The sequence below is a fragment of the Pseudomonas sp. P42 genome (assembly GCF_017973755.1).
Lineage (GTDB): Bacteria > Pseudomonadota > Gammaproteobacteria > Pseudomonadales > Pseudomonadaceae > Aquipseudomonas > Aquipseudomonas iridis.
The window spans coordinates 995,866-1,012,661 of sequence record NZ_JACOPU010000001.1 but is presented as its reverse complement, the minus strand read 5'-3'; the positions used below and the strand labels follow the sequence as shown (position 1 = coordinate 1,012,661).

General features: G+C 61.5%; 15 protein-coding genes. 7 read left to right on the top strand and 8 right to left on the bottom strand.

The genetic code is table 11. The annotated features are described in order from the left end of the window. Window positions 1-181 precede the first annotated feature (181 nt). The gene (locus tag H8B20_RS04585; protein ID WP_042558734.1) at window positions 182-790 is read right to left on the bottom strand and encodes a lytic transglycosylase domain-containing protein; all 609 of its coding nucleotides are present in this window, start codon (window positions 788-790) and stop codon (window positions 182-184) included. A gap of 207 nt (window positions 791-997) precedes the next feature. On the opposite strand from H8B20_RS04585, the gene gspG reads away from it, so the two are divergent. From gspG to H8B20_RS04570, 3 genes are all read left to right on the top strand, one after another. Next, entirely contained in the window at window positions 998-1,426 is a 429-nt protein-coding gene (gspG, locus tag H8B20_RS04580; RefSeq protein WP_042558733.1) for a type II secretion system major pseudopilin GspG, read from the top strand. A 14-nt stretch (window positions 1,427-1,440) separates the two neighbouring features. Next, entirely contained in the window at window positions 1,441-2,628 is a 1,188-nt protein-coding gene (locus H8B20_RS04575; protein ID WP_042558732.1) for a type II secretion system F family protein, read from the top strand. Window positions 2,629-2,703: 75 nt separating this feature from the next. Further along, window positions 2,704-3,267, top strand: coding sequence for a hypothetical protein (locus H8B20_RS04570; RefSeq protein WP_210622463.1), 564 nt, complete (start codon window positions 2,704-2,706; stop codon window positions 3,265-3,267). 71 nt (window positions 3,268-3,338) lie between these two features. On the opposite strand, the gene H8B20_RS04565 is transcribed toward H8B20_RS04570, so the two are convergent. Further along, a complete protein-coding gene (locus H8B20_RS04565) occupies window positions 3,339-4,238 on the bottom strand; it encodes a LysR family transcriptional regulator (RefSeq protein WP_210622462.1) in 900 nt (299 codons plus the stop codon). A 132-nt stretch (window positions 4,239-4,370) separates the two neighbouring features. On the opposite strand from H8B20_RS04565, the gene H8B20_RS04560 reads away from it, so the two are divergent. After that, the gene (locus H8B20_RS04560; RefSeq protein ID WP_210622461.1) at window positions 4,371-5,387 is read left to right on the top strand and encodes an alpha/beta hydrolase; all 1,017 of its coding nucleotides are present in this window, start codon (window positions 4,371-4,373) and stop codon (window positions 5,385-5,387) included. Window positions 5,388-5,450: 63 nt separating this feature from the next. Next, the gene (locus tag H8B20_RS04555; protein WP_210622460.1) at window positions 5,451-6,878 is read left to right on the top strand and encodes a mechanosensitive ion channel family protein; all 1,428 of its coding nucleotides are present in this window, start codon (window positions 5,451-5,453) and stop codon (window positions 6,876-6,878) included. A gap of 85 nt (window positions 6,879-6,963) precedes the next feature. Here the strand turns inward: H8B20_RS04555 and ycaC are convergent, their stop codons facing one another. From ycaC to H8B20_RS04530, 5 genes are all read right to left on the bottom strand, one after another. Further along, on the bottom strand, window positions 6,964-7,587 hold the full coding sequence (gene ycaC / locus H8B20_RS04550) for an isochorismate family cysteine hydrolase YcaC (protein WP_042558727.1): 624 nt from the start codon (window positions 7,585-7,587) through the stop codon (window positions 6,964-6,966). A gap of 71 nt (window positions 7,588-7,658) precedes the next feature. Continuing rightward, window positions 7,659-9,497 (bottom strand): amidohydrolase, encoded by a 1,839-nt coding sequence (locus H8B20_RS04545; protein WP_210622459.1) that lies wholly within the window; start codon window positions 9,495-9,497, stop codon window positions 7,659-7,661. 31 nt (window positions 9,498-9,528) lie between these two features. Next, a complete protein-coding gene (locus tag H8B20_RS04540) occupies window positions 9,529-10,155 on the bottom strand; it encodes an antibiotic biosynthesis monooxygenase (protein WP_042558725.1) in 627 nt (208 codons plus the stop codon). Continuing rightward, a complete protein-coding gene (locus H8B20_RS04535) occupies window positions 10,148-10,564 on the bottom strand; it encodes a DoxX family protein (RefSeq protein ID WP_042558724.1) in 417 nt (138 codons plus the stop codon). The genes H8B20_RS04540 and H8B20_RS04535 overlap by 8 nt, the downstream gene beginning before the upstream one ends. 161 nt (window positions 10,565-10,725) lie before the next feature. Then, entirely contained in the window at window positions 10,726-11,649 is a 924-nt protein-coding gene (locus H8B20_RS04530) for a LysR family transcriptional regulator (protein WP_047300519.1), read from the bottom strand. 212 nt (window positions 11,650-11,861) lie between these two features. Here H8B20_RS04530 and H8B20_RS04525 point away from each other — a divergent pair, with 212 nt between their 5' ends. Together H8B20_RS04525 and H8B20_RS04520 are read left to right on the top strand one after the other, a co-directional pair. Further along, complete coding sequence (locus H8B20_RS04525) at window positions 11,862-12,293, top strand: helix-turn-helix domain-containing protein (RefSeq protein WP_042558722.1); 432 nt, start codon at window positions 11,862-11,864, stop codon at window positions 12,291-12,293. Window positions 12,294-12,427: 134 nt separating this feature from the next. Further along, window positions 12,428-15,352, top strand: a complete 2,925-nt coding sequence (locus H8B20_RS04520) for an ATP-binding protein (RefSeq protein ID WP_210622458.1) — start codon at window positions 12,428-12,430, stop codon at window positions 15,350-15,352. On the opposite strand, the gene H8B20_RS04515 is transcribed toward H8B20_RS04520, so the two are convergent. Continuing rightward, complete coding sequence (locus H8B20_RS04515) at window positions 15,317-16,786, bottom strand: ATP-binding protein (RefSeq protein ID WP_210622457.1); 1,470 nt, start codon at window positions 16,784-16,786, stop codon at window positions 15,317-15,319. The two genes, H8B20_RS04520 and H8B20_RS04515, sit on opposite strands and share 36 nt — an antisense overlap. Between the last annotated feature and the right edge of the window lie 10 nt (window positions 16,787-16,796).

Sequence of the window (16,796 nt, the reverse complement as noted above, 5' to 3'; positions counted from 1 at the left end):
TGCTCGCAGGGAACGATTCTCGACAAAACCCTTGGAGCAATCCGCGTGCCACAAAAAAATCCGTTGCTTTTCAATGAGCTACTCAAACCATTTAAGAGCCCGGGGGATATTCCCCACCCGATTCCCCACTTTTCGCGCCTGCGGGAATTGCCCCGATAGTGGGTGAAACCGGGGACTTCCTTTACAACGGCGCGTCCACTGCCAGCCCTTGCAAGCGCCGGTACTGGCGCAAAACGCTGGGCACGTAACGCTGGGTTTCGGCGAACGGCGGGATCACCCGGCCACGGCTGAGCACTGCATCAGGCCCGGCGTTGTAAGCCGCCACGGCGAGGGTGATGTCGTTGTCGAACAGGGTCATCAAACGCTTGAGGTATTTGGCTCCGCCCTGGATGTTGGCCTTGGGGTCGTAGACGTCGGTCACACCCATTTCCCGCGCGGTGGCCGGCATCAATTGCATGAGCCCGCCCGCGCCTTTGGGTGAGGTGGCGCCGGGGTTGTAACGCGACTCGGCGTTGATCACCGCGTGCAGCAGCGCTTCAGGTAATTGATTGACCTTGGCCGCCGCCGAGACCAGCTCCGCGTAAGGCTGATTGGCGATCATCTGCGGCTGCTGATCAAGGCTGACCAGCGGCGCTTGCGCCTCGTGAATCACCCGTTCGTAAGTGCGTCCGGGGCGATGCACATTGGACAGAACGTAGCTGCCCTTGGCGTCCACGGAGATGAATACATCGGCTTGCGCGGCACCGCTCAGCAGTACACAACCGAGCAATCCGCCAGTGAGAAATTTCATGTCGGGCCTCCCCGGACCGACCCCGAAAAAATTGGGGGAAATGCCCCAATGGCCGATCACGTTTGAGCCATACGCAAGCACTGTGCCGACTCGCGAGAGGCCCGTAATGCTAGGGCTTGCGGCCATCAACCGAGTTTTTATCGAGGCTGAGCATGGCAATTGCATAGGCCCTTCAGGCGACTCGACTGACACTCACGGGAGGTCATCATGAAGCTGCATTTTCGTCCGCGTGCCCAACGCGGTTTCACCCTGCTCGAATTGCTCGTGGTGCTGGTGGTGCTCGGCCTGTTGGCCGGGATCGTCGCGCCGAAATACTTCGCTCAACTTGGCCGCTCGGAAGTGAAAGTGGCCAAGGCGCAGATCGAAGGCCTGAGCAAGGCACTGGATCTGTATCGCCTGGAAGTCGGCCACTACCCGTCCACCGAACAAGGCTTGCAGGCCTTGGTGACTGCGCCGAGTGACGAGGCGAAATGGACGGGGCCGTACCTGCAGAAAAAACTTCCGCAGGATCCATGGGGCCGCAGCTACGCCTACCGCTACCCCGGCGAAAACAGCGAGTACGACTTGCTGTCGATGGGCAAGGACGGCCAACCCGGCGGTGAAGGCGAAAACGCCGAAGTGACCAACTGGCAGTGAGTGGAGCGCGGCCCATGCGATTTCATCTGAAAGCCGTCGGCAAGGCGGGCGTGGTCTCCTTGAGTATCGAGGCGCCGGGGCATAGCGAGGCGCGGCACATTGCCGAGGATCAAGGCTTGCGCGTGCTCAGCCTGCATGCCGAAAAACACTGGCGTTCGTTGCGCCTGCGTCAGCGCGAAACGTTCAATCTGGTGCTTTTCAGCCAGGAGCTGACCACCCTGCTCAATGCCGGCCTGCCGTTGATCGATGCGCTGGAAAGCCTCGCTGAAAAAGAAACCGCCCCCGCTGCGCGCAAAACCCTGAGTGAACTGGTACGCCTGCTGTATGAAGGCAAATCCTTCTCGCAGGCCCTCGGTCAGTTGTCGGCAGTGTTTCCACCGCTGTACGTGGCGCTGGTGCAGTCCAGCGAGAAGACCGGTGCGGTCGGCGAGGCGTTGGGCCGTTACGTCAGCTACCGCCAACGCATGGACGAGGTGCGGCAGAAGATCGTCAGCGCTTCAATCTACCCATTGCTGTTGCTGGTGGTCGGCGGTGGCGTGGTGTTGTTTTTGATGGGCTACGTGGTGCCACGCTTCAGTCTGGTGTTCGAAGGACTGGGCTCGAACCTGCCGTGGCTGTCGCAGATTCTGATGAGCGGCGGCATGTTTCTGCACGCGCATCAACTAGAATTTTTCGGCGGGTTGGCGGCGATCGTCGTCGCCCTCGCCGTGGTGCAGAAACAACCGGCGTTTCGCCGTGGGCTGGATCGGCTGGTGGAGAAGCTGCCCGCCGTGCATCAACGGATTTTCATGTATGAACTGGCGCGTTTTTACCGTTCGCTGGGGATTCTGCTGCAAGGCGGGATTCCACTGGTGACCGCCATGGGCATGGTGCGCGGCTTGCTCACTGTAGCGTCACGGGCGCGGCTGGATCAGGCATGCGAACGCGTGCGCGAGGGACAGTCGCTGTCCACTGCGCTGGAACTCAATCGCCTGGTGACGCCGGTGTCCCTGCGCCTGCTGCGCGCCGGCGAACAGTCCGGCAATCTCGGGCAAATGATGGAGCGCAGCGCCGACTTCTACGACGAGGAAATCAGCCGCTGGATCGAATGGTTCGTGAGGTTGTTCGAACCGTTATTGATGACGTTCATCGGCCTGCTGATCGGGGTGATCGTGATCCTGATGTACATCCCGATTTTCGAACTGGCTTCGAGTATTCACTGACCGCGGGAACGGGTCGGATCAATCGCAACAACGCACATCCACGTTCCCACCCCAGGCAACAAGACGGAGAACGACATGCACATTAAAAAGCTCATGCTCGCAATGGCCATCGGCGCAGTTCTGTCGGCGTCTACCGTAATGATTCCAGACAGTCTGTCGGGAATTTCCAGTGTTCAGGCGAAGGACGGAGGGAGTGGCGGCGGTGGTAGTGGAGGCGGTGGCGGAGGCCATGGAGGAAGCGGTGGCGGCGGAAGTGGAGGCGGCGGCCATGGCGGGAGCGGTGGTGGCGGTGGCGGTGGCGGTGGCGGAAGTGGAGGTGGAGGTGGAGGTGGTAACGGTGGTGGACATGGCGGCAGTGGAGGCAGCGGCCATGGCGACGGCGGCGGTCACAGTGGCAGCGGTGGTCAGGGCGCCGGACACTCAGGCAGTTCCGCATCCTCCTCGGGACGCAGCGGCACCCACTCGGAGCCAGGCGACGATCACGGTGTACACCGTGCCGGCGAAGTCGGTGATGACCACGGTGTCCATCGCGCCGGCGAAGTCGGTGACGATCGCGGCTTGCATGCAGCGGGCGAACCCGGCGACGATCGCGGCGTGCATGTCGGCGGCGAACCAGGCGATGACAAACGCACTAACTGAACCATTCTGAAAACACCGCAATCCCTGTAGGAGCTGCTGCAGGCAGCTCCTACAGTTGATTTGCATACTGCTTAAAGGGCGACGCTGCTCTGATTCAACCGTTCACGCAGAAACTCGACCAGCGCCTGCACCGGGCGTGAGGCCTGACGGTGTTGCGGATACACCGCCGATAAAGTCAGCGGCTCTGGCCGCAGATCATCCAGCACCGGCACCAATCGTCCCTCCTCCAACGCCGCGCCAACAATAAACGTCGGCAGATAGGTAATCCCCATCCCCTGCACCGCCGCATCCCTGAGCAATTCACCGTTGTTGACGCGCATGCGCCCGGTGACATTCACCAGCAGCGGTTTGCCCTGCCCCGCGTTGAACCGCCACTGCACTGAACGCCCATGGCCATACGGCAAGCAGTCATGCCCGAGCAGCTCTTCCGGTTTGAGCGGCGTGCCGCGTTCGGCCAGGTACGCAGGGCTGGCGCAGTACACCCGCTCGATGCTGGCGATGCGCCGAGCGATCAGCGTCGAGTCTTCCAGCACACCGATGCGCAGCGCCAGGTCGTAACCTTCGCCGAGCAGATCCACGGGGCGGTCGCTCAAATCCACTTCCACCGTGACCTCGCGGTAGCGCTGTAAAAACACCGGCAGCAGACAACCGAGGTGCGCCACGGCAAACGACAGCGGCGCGCTCAGACGGATCGTGCCGCGAGGCTCGGCGGTCTGGCCGGCGATGCCTTGTTCGACCTGTTCGACTTCGCCGAGCAGGCGCAGCGCCGATTCGTAATAGCTCTGGCCCAGCGGCGTGACGTCGAGGCGCCGGGTCGAGCGATTGAGCAAGCGCACGCCGAGGCGTTCTTCGAGCTGCATCAGTCGGCGGCTGACGAATTGCTTGGACAGGCCCAACTGATCGGCCGCCGCGGTGAAGCTGCCGGAGTCCATGACCTGGCAAAAAATACGCATGTCTTCGAACGGGTTCATTGTCACTCTCTGGTGGACAGTTAAACGCTTTATAGCCGCTTTTTCACTTCACGGCACCCTATTAATCTGTGTTCACGGTGTTGAAACCAACCCACAAGCCAACCGCGAACACAGTTGAAAAAGGAATTGAACATGATCATTAAAAAGACCCTGACCGCCACCCTCCTCGCCCTGTCCATCGGCAACGCTTTCGCCGCCGAGACCAGCGGTGTCGAGCACAACACCCAAGCCTTCCTCGACGCCCTCGCCGCGGGTGGTGGCAAACCGCTGGAGCAACTCAGCCCGAAGGACGCCCGTGCAGTGCTGACCGGCGCTCAGGCTTCGGTGAAAGTTGATTTGTCCGGTGTTGAAGTCAGCGACAAGGCGATCAAGGTCGACGGCCAGACCATCAACCTGAAAGTGGTCCGTCCGGCCAAGGTCAATGGTGAACTGCCGGTGTTCATGTTCTTCCACGGCGGCGGCTGGGTGCTGGGCGATTACCCGACTCACCAACGCCTGATCCGTGATCTGGTGGTGGGTTCTGGCGCAGTAGCGGTGTACGTCGATTACACGCCGTCGCCAGAAGCGCAGTACCCGACCGCGATCAACCAGGCTTACGCCGCAACAAAATGGGTGGCCGAGCACGGCAAGGACATCAACGTCGACGGCAAGCGTCTGGCAGTGGCCGGCAACAGCGTCGGCGGCAACATGGCCGCGGTCGTCGCGCTGATGGCTAAAGAACAGAAAACCCCGGCCCTGCGCTTTCAATTGTTGATGTGGCCGGTAACCAACGCGCAATTCAACGACGGCTCGTATCAGCAGTTTGCCGAAGGCCACTTCCTCACCAAAGGCATGATGCAGTGGTTCTGGGACAACTACACCACGAACCCGGCCGAGAGCGCGCAGATCCATGCCTCGCCCCTCAACGCCAGCGCCGAACAGCTCAAAGGCCTGCCTGCCGCACTGGTGCAGACTGCCGAGTTCGACGTGCTGCGTGACGAAGGCGAAGGTTATGCGCGGCACCTCGACGCGGCCGGTGTGCCGGTGACCTCGGTGCGCTACAACGGGATGATTCATGACTTTGGTCTGCTCAATCCGCTGAGTCAGATTCCGGAAGTGAAAGCGGCCGTGCGTCAGGCAGCGGCTGAGCTCAAGACGCATCTGAACTGAGTCCAGGCCCTCGCCACACCTCTCGGTGTGGCGAGTTCTTTGGTGCCCATGGGAGTGCACTTCATGAGTTTTTTCTTCGCCCACCTGTTGTCCTGGAGTGCTCTGCTGCTGGTGGCTGACGCGGTGTTGTGGCACTTCACGCCATTTACCCATCGTGCGCCACGGGTCGGGGTGCGGCTGGCGCTGTTTCTGGCGTTTAGCGCGCTGGTCATCAATGCCGGTGTCAGCCCTTTGCAGGCGCCGGTGTTCGTCGATGACCGGGTGGCGCAGCTCGGTGCGACGGCGTTGGGCATTCTCTGGTGGCTGTACGCGGCGCGAGTGCTGACGGAGGTGATTGGCCTGGTGCTGATGCGCCGCATCGGTCACAGCGGTCGCCTGTTGCAGGACGTGATCGGTGCGCTGGTGTTTCTGGTCGCGACTGTCGCGGCGGCCGGTTACGTGCTGGAGCTGCCGGTCAAAGGCTTGCTCGCAACGTCCGGCGTGGTCGCCATCGTCGTCGGTCTGGCGCTGCAAAGCACCTTGGCTGATGTGTTCAGCGGGATCGTGCTCAACACCACAAAACCCTATCAAGTCGACGACTTCGTGGTGATCGATGGCGTCGAAGGCAAAGTGCTCGACATCGACTGGCGCGCCACCCACTTGCTGACCAGTGCCGGCACCATGGCCGTGGTGCCGAACTCGGTGGCGGCCAAGGCCAAGATCGTCAACCTCAGTCGCCCGGACAACATGCATGGCGTGTCGATCAGCATCAAAGTGCCCAACCACATCCGCCCGCGCCGCGTACTCGATGCCCTCGACCGCACGCTGCAAGGCAGCAGCAGCCTGCTGTTGTCGCCGGCGCCGAAAGTGGTGTTGAAAGAAGCCGGTGAGGAGATGTCCGAATACGTGGCCAGTGGTTTTATCGCCGAGCTGGGCAAGAAAAGCGAAGTGCGCAATCAACTGTTCGACCTTGCTCATCGGCATCTTGAGGCTGCCGGGATTTCGCGACACCCGGACGGCGTGATCGAGCCGACGACCCGCGCCCGCGCATTGCTCGATGAAGTGAAGATCTTCCGTTCGCTGAGCCCTGATGAACGCGACCGACTGGCAGCATCGATGGTCGCGCAGCAGTACAGTGCCGGCCAAGTCGTGCTGGACCTGAATGAAGTGCCGGACAGTCTGTTTGTGATTGCTACCGGCGTGGTCAGCGCGACGGTGCCGGATGGCGATCGGCAAACCGAGGCCGGACGCATGGGGCCGAGCGAAGTGATGGGTGAGCAAAGCATTCTGGCGGACACACCGTCGCAGGCGACGTTTACGGCGCTGACGTCTTCGATCATCTACCGTCTCGACAAGACCCTCACGCGCGAATGCATGGAGCAGCGCACTGAGGTCGGGCGTGCGTTGAACACGTTGCAGGCGGTGCGGCAGCAGAACAGTCGCCTCGCGTTGATGGCTGAACCGGTGGCGGTGAGGAAAGGTGGGTTTTTGGGGTGGTTGCAGAAGCGGTGAAAGCAAAAGATCGCAGCCTGGGGCAGCTCCTGCATTGGACTGCGTTCCCCCTGTAGGAGCTGCCCCAGGCTGCGATCTTTTGATCTTACTTAGCGGTGAACTTGGTATAGCTGTTGATCAGGTTGCGATAGTTCGGCAGGCGATTCGACAGCAGATTCGCCAGACCTTCCATGTCGTTGCGCCAGTCACCCTGCAACTCGCACGCCACCGAGAACCAGTTCATCAGTTGCGCACCGGCCGCCGACATCCGCGCCCAAGCCGCTTGCTGCACGGTGGTGTTGAAGGTGCCGGAAGAGTCAGTCACCACGAACACTTCAAAACCTTCAGCAATCGCCGACAGCGTCGGGAATGCCACGCACACGTCAGTCACCACACCGGCAATGATCAATTGCTTGCGACCCGTTGCCTTGATCGCCTTGACGAAGTCTTCGTTGTCCCAGGCATTGATCTGGCCTGGACGTTGAATGAACGGCGCGTCCGGAAATTGCTCCAGCAGCTCCGGCACGATCGGGCCGTTGGGGCCGGCGTCGAAACTGGTCGTGAGGATGGTCGGCAGTTTGAAGAACTTGGCGATGTCGCCCAGCGCCAGCACGTTGTTCTTGAACTCGTTCGGCGAGAAATCCTGCACCAACGAGATCAGGCCGGTCTGATGATCGACCAACAACACAACCGCATCGTCTTTGTTCAAACGTGTGTAAGGAACGCTCATGGGAAACTCCTTGCTGGACCGATTGATGTTGCGCGAAGCGCCGACCGCGTGGCCGACGCATTTGAAAGAGATCAGAAGGCGAAACAGGAACAACCGAACGCGCCCCAGAACCCGGCGAAGTCACTGACCGGCGCATTCGACAAACGCGCTTTTTCATGGCTGTGCGAGTGCACGCCACATGGGCCGCTGCACTGGTGCACTTGCGCCTGCAACGGCGAATTCGGCCGCCAGTGGCCCGGGACTTTGACCACGGGCGACCAGTCCGGCAGCACCGGCACGCTGGCCGGCCCGAGGTCCTGGAAGTCGCCGGCGGCGTAGACAATCTTGCCGCCGACCACGGTCAGTACCGATTCGATCCACTTGATCGCTTCTTCCTCGACATGGAAGAAGTCCGCGCTCAGCGCCGCCAGATCCGCCAGTTGGCCGACCTTGATCTGGCCCTTCTTGCCCTGCTCCGAGGAGAACCAGGCGCTGCCGTGGGTGAACAATTCCAGCGCGGTGGTGCGTGGCAGACCTTCTTCGTACAAGGCCAGACCACCGACGGTGCGACCGCTGACCATCCAGTACAGCGACGTCCACGGGTTGTAGCTGGAAACGCGCGTGGCATCGGTACCGGCGCCGACCGGCACACCTTCGGCGAGCATGCGCTTGATCGGCGGAGTCGCCTCGGCGGCTTGCTTGCCGTAACGGTCGACAAAGTATTCGCCCTGGAACGCCATGCGATCCTGAATCGCGATGCCGCCGCCCAACGCTTTCACCCGTTCGATGTTCTGCGGGGTGATGGTTTCCGCATGGTCGAAGAACCACGGCAAGCCGTTGAACGGAATGTCGCGGTTGACCTTCTCGAACACGTCGAGCATTCGGCTGATGGATTCGTTGTAAGTCGCGTGCAAGCGGAACGGCCAGCGCTGCTCAACCAAGTGGCGCACCACCGGCTCCAGCTCTTCCTCCATGGTCTGCGGCAGGTCCGGCCGTGGTTCGAGGAAGTCTTCGAAATCCGCCGCCGAGAACACCAGCATTTCGCCGGCGCCGTTGTGCCGCAGGAAGTCATCGCCCTGATGCAATTTCACGCTGCCGGTCCAGTTCTGGAAATCGGTCAGTTCTTCTTTCGGCTTTTGGGTGAACAGGTTGTAGGCGATGCGCACGGTCAACTGGTCATCCTTGGCCAGTTGTTCGATCACCTGATAATCGTCCGGGTAGTTCTGGAAACCGCCGCCGGCATCGATCGCACTGGTCAGGCCGAGGCGATTGAGTTCGCGCATGAACTGGCGGGTCGAGTTGACCTGATATTCCAGCGGCAACTTCGGCCCTTTGGCCAGCGTCGAGTAAAGAATCATCGCGTTCGGTTTCGCCACCAGCATGCCGGTCGGGTTGCCGTTGGCATCGCGGACGATCTCGCCACCCGGCGGGTTCGGCGTATCGCGGGTGTAGCCGGCCACGCGCAATGCGGCGCGGTTGAGCAGCGCGCGGTCGTACAAATGCAGAATGAACACCGGGGTGTCCGGCGCGGCCTGGTTGATTTCGTCGAGGGTCGGCATGCGTTTTTCGGCGAACTGGAATTCGTTCCAGCCCCCCACCACGCGCACCCACTGCGGGGTCGGCGTGCAGTCGGCTTGCTCCTTGAGCATGCGCAACGCATCGGCCAGCGATGGCACGCCTTCCCAGCGCAGTTCGAGGTTGTAGTTCAAACCGCCACGGATCAGGTGCAAGTGCGAGTCGTTGAGGCCGGGAATGACGCAGCGGCCGTGCAGATCGACGACTTGCGTGCCCGGACCGCGCAGGGCCATGGCCTGGGTGTCGTTGCCGACGACCGCGAAGCGGCCGTCCTTGATCGCCACCGCGCTGGCCAGCGGCTTAGTGCGGTCTACGGTATGAAATTGGCCATTGAACAGAATCAGATCGGCGCTCATCGCAGTTCCTTCGACAAAAAGTGAATGGGCTTCAGCGTGACGGGTGTTCTGTGGGATCGACGTGGGCATGGGCCTGACCGGCTTCCAGCCAGGGCGCGAACAAACGGGTCACGCGGGGCATGAATACGTACACCACCGACAGCACGATGGTCAGGGTGATCAGGAACGTGGCGACCACGTAATTGGCAAGTAAGGGATGCAGCTTGAGCAGCGGCCCCCAGATCAGTGGCACCAGCAAAGTGTGCGGCAGAATCACCAACAGCGTGATCACCGCCTGCTTCCAGCGCGGCGGCGGCGAGGCGGCATCGGCCAGCGGGGCGAACCAGAATTCGTTGATCGGGGCGACTTCGGTCTGGTCGCCATCGGCCAGCATTGGTGTGGCTTCGTCGATCAGCGCCTGGCGCTGCGGCGACTCCAGCCACAGCTGCATTGCCTGGGTCGAAGAGAACCGCAAAACGCAGGTATACGCGTCGAGTCCCGCAAGCTTGCCGCGCACAACATCCACGCCCAGGTGCCCTTGCCGCTGCCCCGCCACACGAACGATATTGCGCAGCCAGGCTTCATAGGGCTGTTCAAACCCGGCCTTGACCCGATGCTTGACGATCAGCGTGACGGTCTCACCGGACCCCGGTGCTGTTGAACTCAGGACTTCAGGCATGACGCAGCACTCCGGGCAGACGCGTATTGAGCGCCAGCCGTCCGGGGCCGGCGATGAATACAGTGGCAAAGAGGATTAACAGCAGCCAGCCGAACTGCCCTTCGGCCACAGTCCATTGCGGATGCACGAGCAGTAACGCCACCAGCAGCACAAATAGAATAGGCAAGCAGGCCAATCGCGCCAGCACCCCGGCGACGACCAGTAGTGGACAGAGGACTTCGGCGAAGATCGCCAGGATCAGGGTAAGGTGGGATCCAAGGTGGAACGGGTCTTCGATCAGCTGCAGTTGCGCGGTGAAGTCGAGCAGCTTGGGCATGCCGTGCACGCAAAGAAGAAACAACCCGCCGCTGACCCTCAGGAACAGCAAACCGACGTCGCCCGACCGTTCATCGCATTGTGAAGCGTTCATGACCCGACCCTTGAAATGTCATTGGCCTGAATGATGCCGATGCCGGGCGGGGGGAAATTGAACAGGTGTGCTCAGTTGGTCGTTCGAGCCAAATCTCAAGTGCACTAAAGATCTCTGTGGGAGCGAGCCTGCTCGCTCCCACAGTTCTCACGGTCGTTTCGTCAGACCGGGGGGATATCCAGCGCTGCCGACATGAACTGGCTGATCTGCGCCCTGAGCCATCTCTCGGCCGGATCATTGTCATGCACACCGCTCCAGGCCATCGACAATTGCGCGGCATCAATCGGGAACGGCGGGTCTTCGGCGCGCAGGCCACAGCCTTCAACCAGCGCACACGCGGCGTAATCCGGCACGGTGGCGATCATTTCGGTGCCGGCGAGCAAGGCGCGCAAGCCACTGAACTGCGGCACGCCAAGAACTACGCGGCGCGAGCGGCCAAGCTTGGCCAGGTCGAGGTCGATGTTGCCGCTCAAGTCGCCCGAGAACGACACCATTGCGTGGGGACGCTCGCAGTATTCGTCGAGTGTCAGCGGGCCCGGGCGATCATCGCCGCGCAGGACTTTGCAGGGAATGTCGCGCAGTTTCTTGCGTTTGGCGTTGGCGGGCAGATCCGTGGTGTAGCTGACGCCGACGGAGATTTCCCCGGAGGCCAGCAATGCCGGCATCAGCAAGTAGTTGGCACGGCGCACCACCACGACGATGCCCGGCGCCTCTTGCTGCAAATGGCGCAACAGCGGTGGAAACAGACCGAACTCGGCATCGTCCGACAGGCCGATACGGAACACGTCGCAACTGCTCGCCGGTTCAAACTCCTTGGCGCGACTGACGGCCCCGGAAATGACGTCCATCGCCGGTTGCAACTCCTTGAGGATCGCCAGGGCGCGGGCGGTCGGTTCCATGCCGCGACCGTTGCGCAGCAGCAACGGATCATCGAACAGGTCACGCAGACGCCCGAGCGCTGCGCTCACCGCCGGTTGGCCCATGAACAGTTTCTCGGCGACGCGGGTCAGGTTCTTTTCGAACATCAGCGCTTCGAAAATCACCAACAGGTTCATGTCGACGCGACGCAGATCATTACGGTTCATCGGCTCGGTTTCCTTCTATGGCCAGCCACACGCACGTGCTACGCACTTTAGCCGATCAATGGCGCTGTAAACGCCGTGCCAGCGCGAAATTAACAACGATTAACTCGTCAGTCACAGCAGCGCATTCAACAATGAATGCCTCTGCGCAGCGTTGTTTTTTTGATTGAGGGAGAGCGCTGACCGTGCCTTCCCCACCGACACGGACATTGGCCATGGCTCAATTACACCCCACCGTCGCCCTCGCCCCTGCCTGCGAACCGCGCAAAAGCGGGATCGGCGGACTCAGCCCGCAACGCGAACGACGCGTCAAACAACTCATCCTCGAACGCCTCGGCGAAAGCCTGGAAGTCACCGAACTGGCCCACGCCTGTTCACTGTCACGCAGCCACTTCTCCCGGGCATTCAAATGCAGCACCGGGCTCTCGCCGCAAGACTGGATCCGCACCCAACGCATCGCTCGCGCCAAACTGCTGATCCAGCACACCGACCTGAGTCTGACGCAAATCAGCCTGGAATGCGGTTTCTGCGATCAGGCGCATTTCTGCCATATGTTCACCCGCAGCGAAGGCATCAACCCGTTCGCCTGGCGCTGCCAGATCATGGGTGAACCCAAAAGACAACGCTCACCCTGCGCCGTGTTTTGACCGTTGCTCCTGCGTCACCCGTTGCACTGATCGCAAAACCTGAGGATTATGCCCGGACACCCCAGAATAGACGGCCTGCGCTTGCGCCCAGCGCTATTTCGCTCTGTCCGCCGCAGCATCCCAGGAGTGAGCTGTTGAGTCTTCCCCCGAATCAGGCCCTCGGTTTCGGTCCCTATCGGATTCATCCCGGGCAACGGCTGGTGCTTGAGGGCGATCAGCCGTTGCGACTGGGGCGGCGAGCGATGGACATTCTCCTGACTCTGCTGGGCCACGCCGGCGAGGTGGTGAGCAAGCAGCAATTGATGGCCGCAGTGTGGCCGGACAGCGTCGTCGAAGACATCAACCTGCGGGTGCACATGGCAGCGCTGCGCAAGGCTTTGGGCGACGGTCAGGCTGGCCAGCGCTATATCGTCACCGTGGCGCAACGCGGTTACAGTTTTGTTGCGCCGATCCTGCACGAGACTATCGAACAGCGACCGGCGGGCGATGCCGACAGTCGGCACAATCTGCCCCTGCGGCGCACGCGGATGATTGGCCGTCAGCCGCTGGTCGACCGGTTGATGACGCAGCTGCCACGCCAACGTTGCATTACCCTGGTCGGCCCCGGCGGCATCGGTAAAACCACGGTGGCCTTGCGCGTGGCTGAACAGTTGATCGGGCATTACCGCGACGGCATTCGACTGGTGGATCTGGCGCCGCTCAACGACCCACAGCTGATTTGCTCGCACCTGGCGGCCCTGCTCGAGCTGTCGCTGCTCGATGGCGATCCGCTGGTGTGTCTGGTCAATGGTTTGCGCCAGCGCCAGATGCTGCTGGTGCTCGACAACTGCGAGCACCTGATCGACGCCGTTGCAGCGCTCAGTGAAAGCATTCTGCGCGGCGCGGCACAGGTGCATATTCTTGCCACCAGTCGCGAAAGCCTGCGAGCGGAAGGCGAATTTGTGCAACGTCTGGAAACCCTCGATTACCCACCATTGCCTGTCGAACTTGACCGGGCCCAGGCGCTGGGTTTTTCCGCGTTGCAGCTGTTTGTCGAACGGGCGACCGAGGCGCAGGAAAGCTTTGAATTGAGCGATGCCCAGTTGCCGCAAGCCATCGAGATTTGCCACCGACTGGACGGTATTCCACTGGCGCTGGAACTGGCGGCGGCGCAAGTCGCCGAACTGGGACTGGACGGCTTGTTGACGCACTTGCAGGGCCGTTTGCCACCCTTGACGGCGGGTGACCAGAGTAGCGCTGAGCGCCACCTGACGTTGCGTGCCACGCTGGACTGGAGTTTCAACCTGCTCGATCGCTGCGAGCAAACCTGCTTGCGTCGACTCGGTGTGTTTCGCAGCGGGTTTACCCTGGAGTCGGCGGCGGCCGTCATCGCCGGGCAGCAGATCGACCCCGCTGCGGTGTTCGCCTCGATCACGCAATTGGTGGCCAAATCCTTGCTCAGTGTCGAGGTGGGTGATGAAGAGGTGTTCTATCGCCTGCTCGATACGACACGCCGCTATGCCCTGGAAAAACTCGATGTCGCGGCTGAACTCGATGAGACTCGTCAGCGCCACGCCGAACGCTGTCTGGCCCTGATGCATCAGGCGCAATCGCACTGGGAAAACACCCCCACTGCGTTGTGGATCGGGCGCTATGCCCGAGGTCTGGAGGATTTGCGCGCAGCGCTGGAGTGGAGCCTGAACAGAGCCGGGCCGGATAATCTGGCCATTGAGCTGACCGCAGCCTCGGCGCCGTTGTGGCAGGAGCTGTCGCTACTCAAGGAATATGGCGATTACGTGCGGCGGGCGTTGCGCCTGCTGGATGAACTTGGCGCCCCCTGCCCGCATCTGAAAATCGCCCTGAAACTGGCCTTGGGCAGTGCCTGCTATCACACCTGGGGCGCCACCCCGGAGACTATCGGCGCTTTTGTCGACGCCCGCCAACTGGCCCACGCACACGCTGACATCGCCGGCCAACTGCGCGCAATCTCCGGCCATCTGGCGGTCAACCTCAGTTGTGGGCGCTACCGGATGGCGCTGGAGCAGAGCGAACAATTCGACCGCCTAGGCCCGCAGGACGACCCGTTGCTGTCGCTCAGCACGCACCGCTTGCGGGTGCTGGCCCTGCATTACGCCGGCGACCAGCCACAGGCGCGCATTCATGCCGAGCAAGTGCTCGAGCGCATGGCGCACAGCGGTCATCTCAACCGCTTTACCCATGGTTTTGGCGTGCAATACGACCAGAGTGTCGCCTCACTGACCGTGCTCGCCCGGGTGCTGTGGCTGCAAGGATTTCCCGAGCAAGCGTGGCGCACGGCACGACAGGCATTGGACATTGCCGTGCAGATCAATCACGGCACCTCGATTTGCTACACCCTGGCACTGGCCAGTTGCCTGATCGCCCATTACAACGGTGACAAGCAAAACGCCCGGGCACTGTTGCATCTGTTGCTTGAGCAATCGCAGAAGCATTCGGTGCTGTTGTTTTATCGCTGGGCGCTGCACTACGCGCAGGTGATCGACGCCGAAACCACTATGCCCTTGCCGATGGATGGCAGCGGGCTGGTGCGGGAAATCATGGTGACGCTGGATGAGCGATTTGTTGATGATGATTTGCTGACGCGGGCGCTGGCCGGTGATGCGGGTTGGAGTACGGCGGAGATTTTGCGGGCTCGGGCGAATGCGTTAATGGTTGATGACTCAGGGCGTCCGAGCGGACGCCCTCGTGAGCAGGCTCGCTCCCACAATGGTTTCGTGTTAAACGCAAATTCTGCGTACCCCCCAAATCCCTGTGGGAGCGAGCCTGCTCGCGAAGAGGCCAGCTCAGTCACCGCAAATGTTCAGGAGGCAGAAGCCATCCTGCATCAAGCCCTGTCCATCGCCCGCACCCAAGGTGCCTTGGCCTGGGAATTGCGCAGCGCCACCTCGCTCGCCCAGCTCTGGCAACGTCAATCCCGTCATCTCGAAGCGCTGGATCTGCTGACGCCGATCTATCAACGTTTCACCGAAGGCTATGCCACGCCGGACCTGCGGAAAGTGCGCCAGTTACTCGACGAATTGCGCGATCCCGTGCTCCCCTGACGCATGACGCACACGACTGATAAAGCGCGCATGTCGACGCTCCAGTTCAATGCCTTCACCACTGCGCTCAAGTTGCTCGCGGGCATAACGCCGGGTGGTATTGAGCATCCGGTATCTACCCGCGCCAGCGCCCTGCTCCACCGCCAACAATGACGTATGCACCAACCGTTCGATGATCGCCGCCAGCTGCGACGCAGACAGCATTGGGCAAATGATCACGCCCTGAGCGGCCTCCAAAGTGAAGGCCAGTTTGAACACCGACAAGCGTTGCAGCACGCGCTGTTCCTGCTCGCTCAAGCGTTGATAACTCCAGTCGAGTGCGGCCTGCATGGATTGATGACGAGGCACCGCCGTGCGCCGGCCGTGGTTGAGCAATTGCAGACCGTTGGCCAACTGCGCGTGCAATCCGACCAACGCCAGTGCGCCGATCTGCGCAGCCGCCAGTTCGATCGCCAGCGGCAGGCCATCGAGCTGACGACAGATCTCGCGTACGGTGGGCAGATCCTGTTCGCGCAAACTGAAATCATGCTGTCGAGCCCGGGCGCGGCTGACAAATAGCTGCACCGCCGGATAGCCCATGGCCTGCGCAACACAATCGACTGCCGAACTGTTAGGAAAAGTCAGCGGTAATAACGGTTGAACGGTTTCCAGGCTGGCCTGCAAGATCTCGCGACTGGTCGCGAGAATCGTCAGTTGCGGCGCGGCGTCCAGCAGCGTCTCGACCATTGCCTTACAGGCCTCGCGCCGGTGTTCGCAATTGTCCAGCACCAGCAATGCATGACGCGCGCACAGCGTGGCGAAATCGCCATCGAGGGTGCGCAACAGGTATTCCAGCAAGGGGATTTCGACATCGATCTGCGCCAGATCGACCAACCACACGCCATCACGAAAGTGTTGCAGCAGTAACTCCGCCACGCGCAGCGCTACGGTGGTCTTGCCGACACCGGCAGGCCCGGTGACAGTCATCAGTCGACACAGCGGCAGGCGCCGCACCATGCCCCCAATCAGTGCATCGCGGCCGGTGACCGGGGTCAGCCGCGCGGGCAAGTTGTGCTGCGCTGGTTGCAGCCCTTCGAAGACTGCTTGCGGCACGCTGTCGTAATGCACCGGGGCGATAAAGCTGTACCCGCGTTGCGGCACAGTGACGATATAACGCTGACCATCCTGACCATCGCCCAACGCCCGCCGCAGTGCAGCAATGTGTACGCGTAAGTTGATCTCTTCGACTACCGACGTTGGCCAGATCCGAGCAATCAATTGCTCCTTGCTGACCACCTGCCCCGCCCGCTCGACCAGCAACTGAAGAATGTCCAGCGCGCGACCGCCCATGCGCAATTGCCGATCCCCGTCGAGGATCAGCCGCTGGCGCAAATGAAACGCGTAAGGGCCGAAACGCAGCACCGCCGCCGTGTTCACATCGTTGAAATTATCCATGCCAACTATC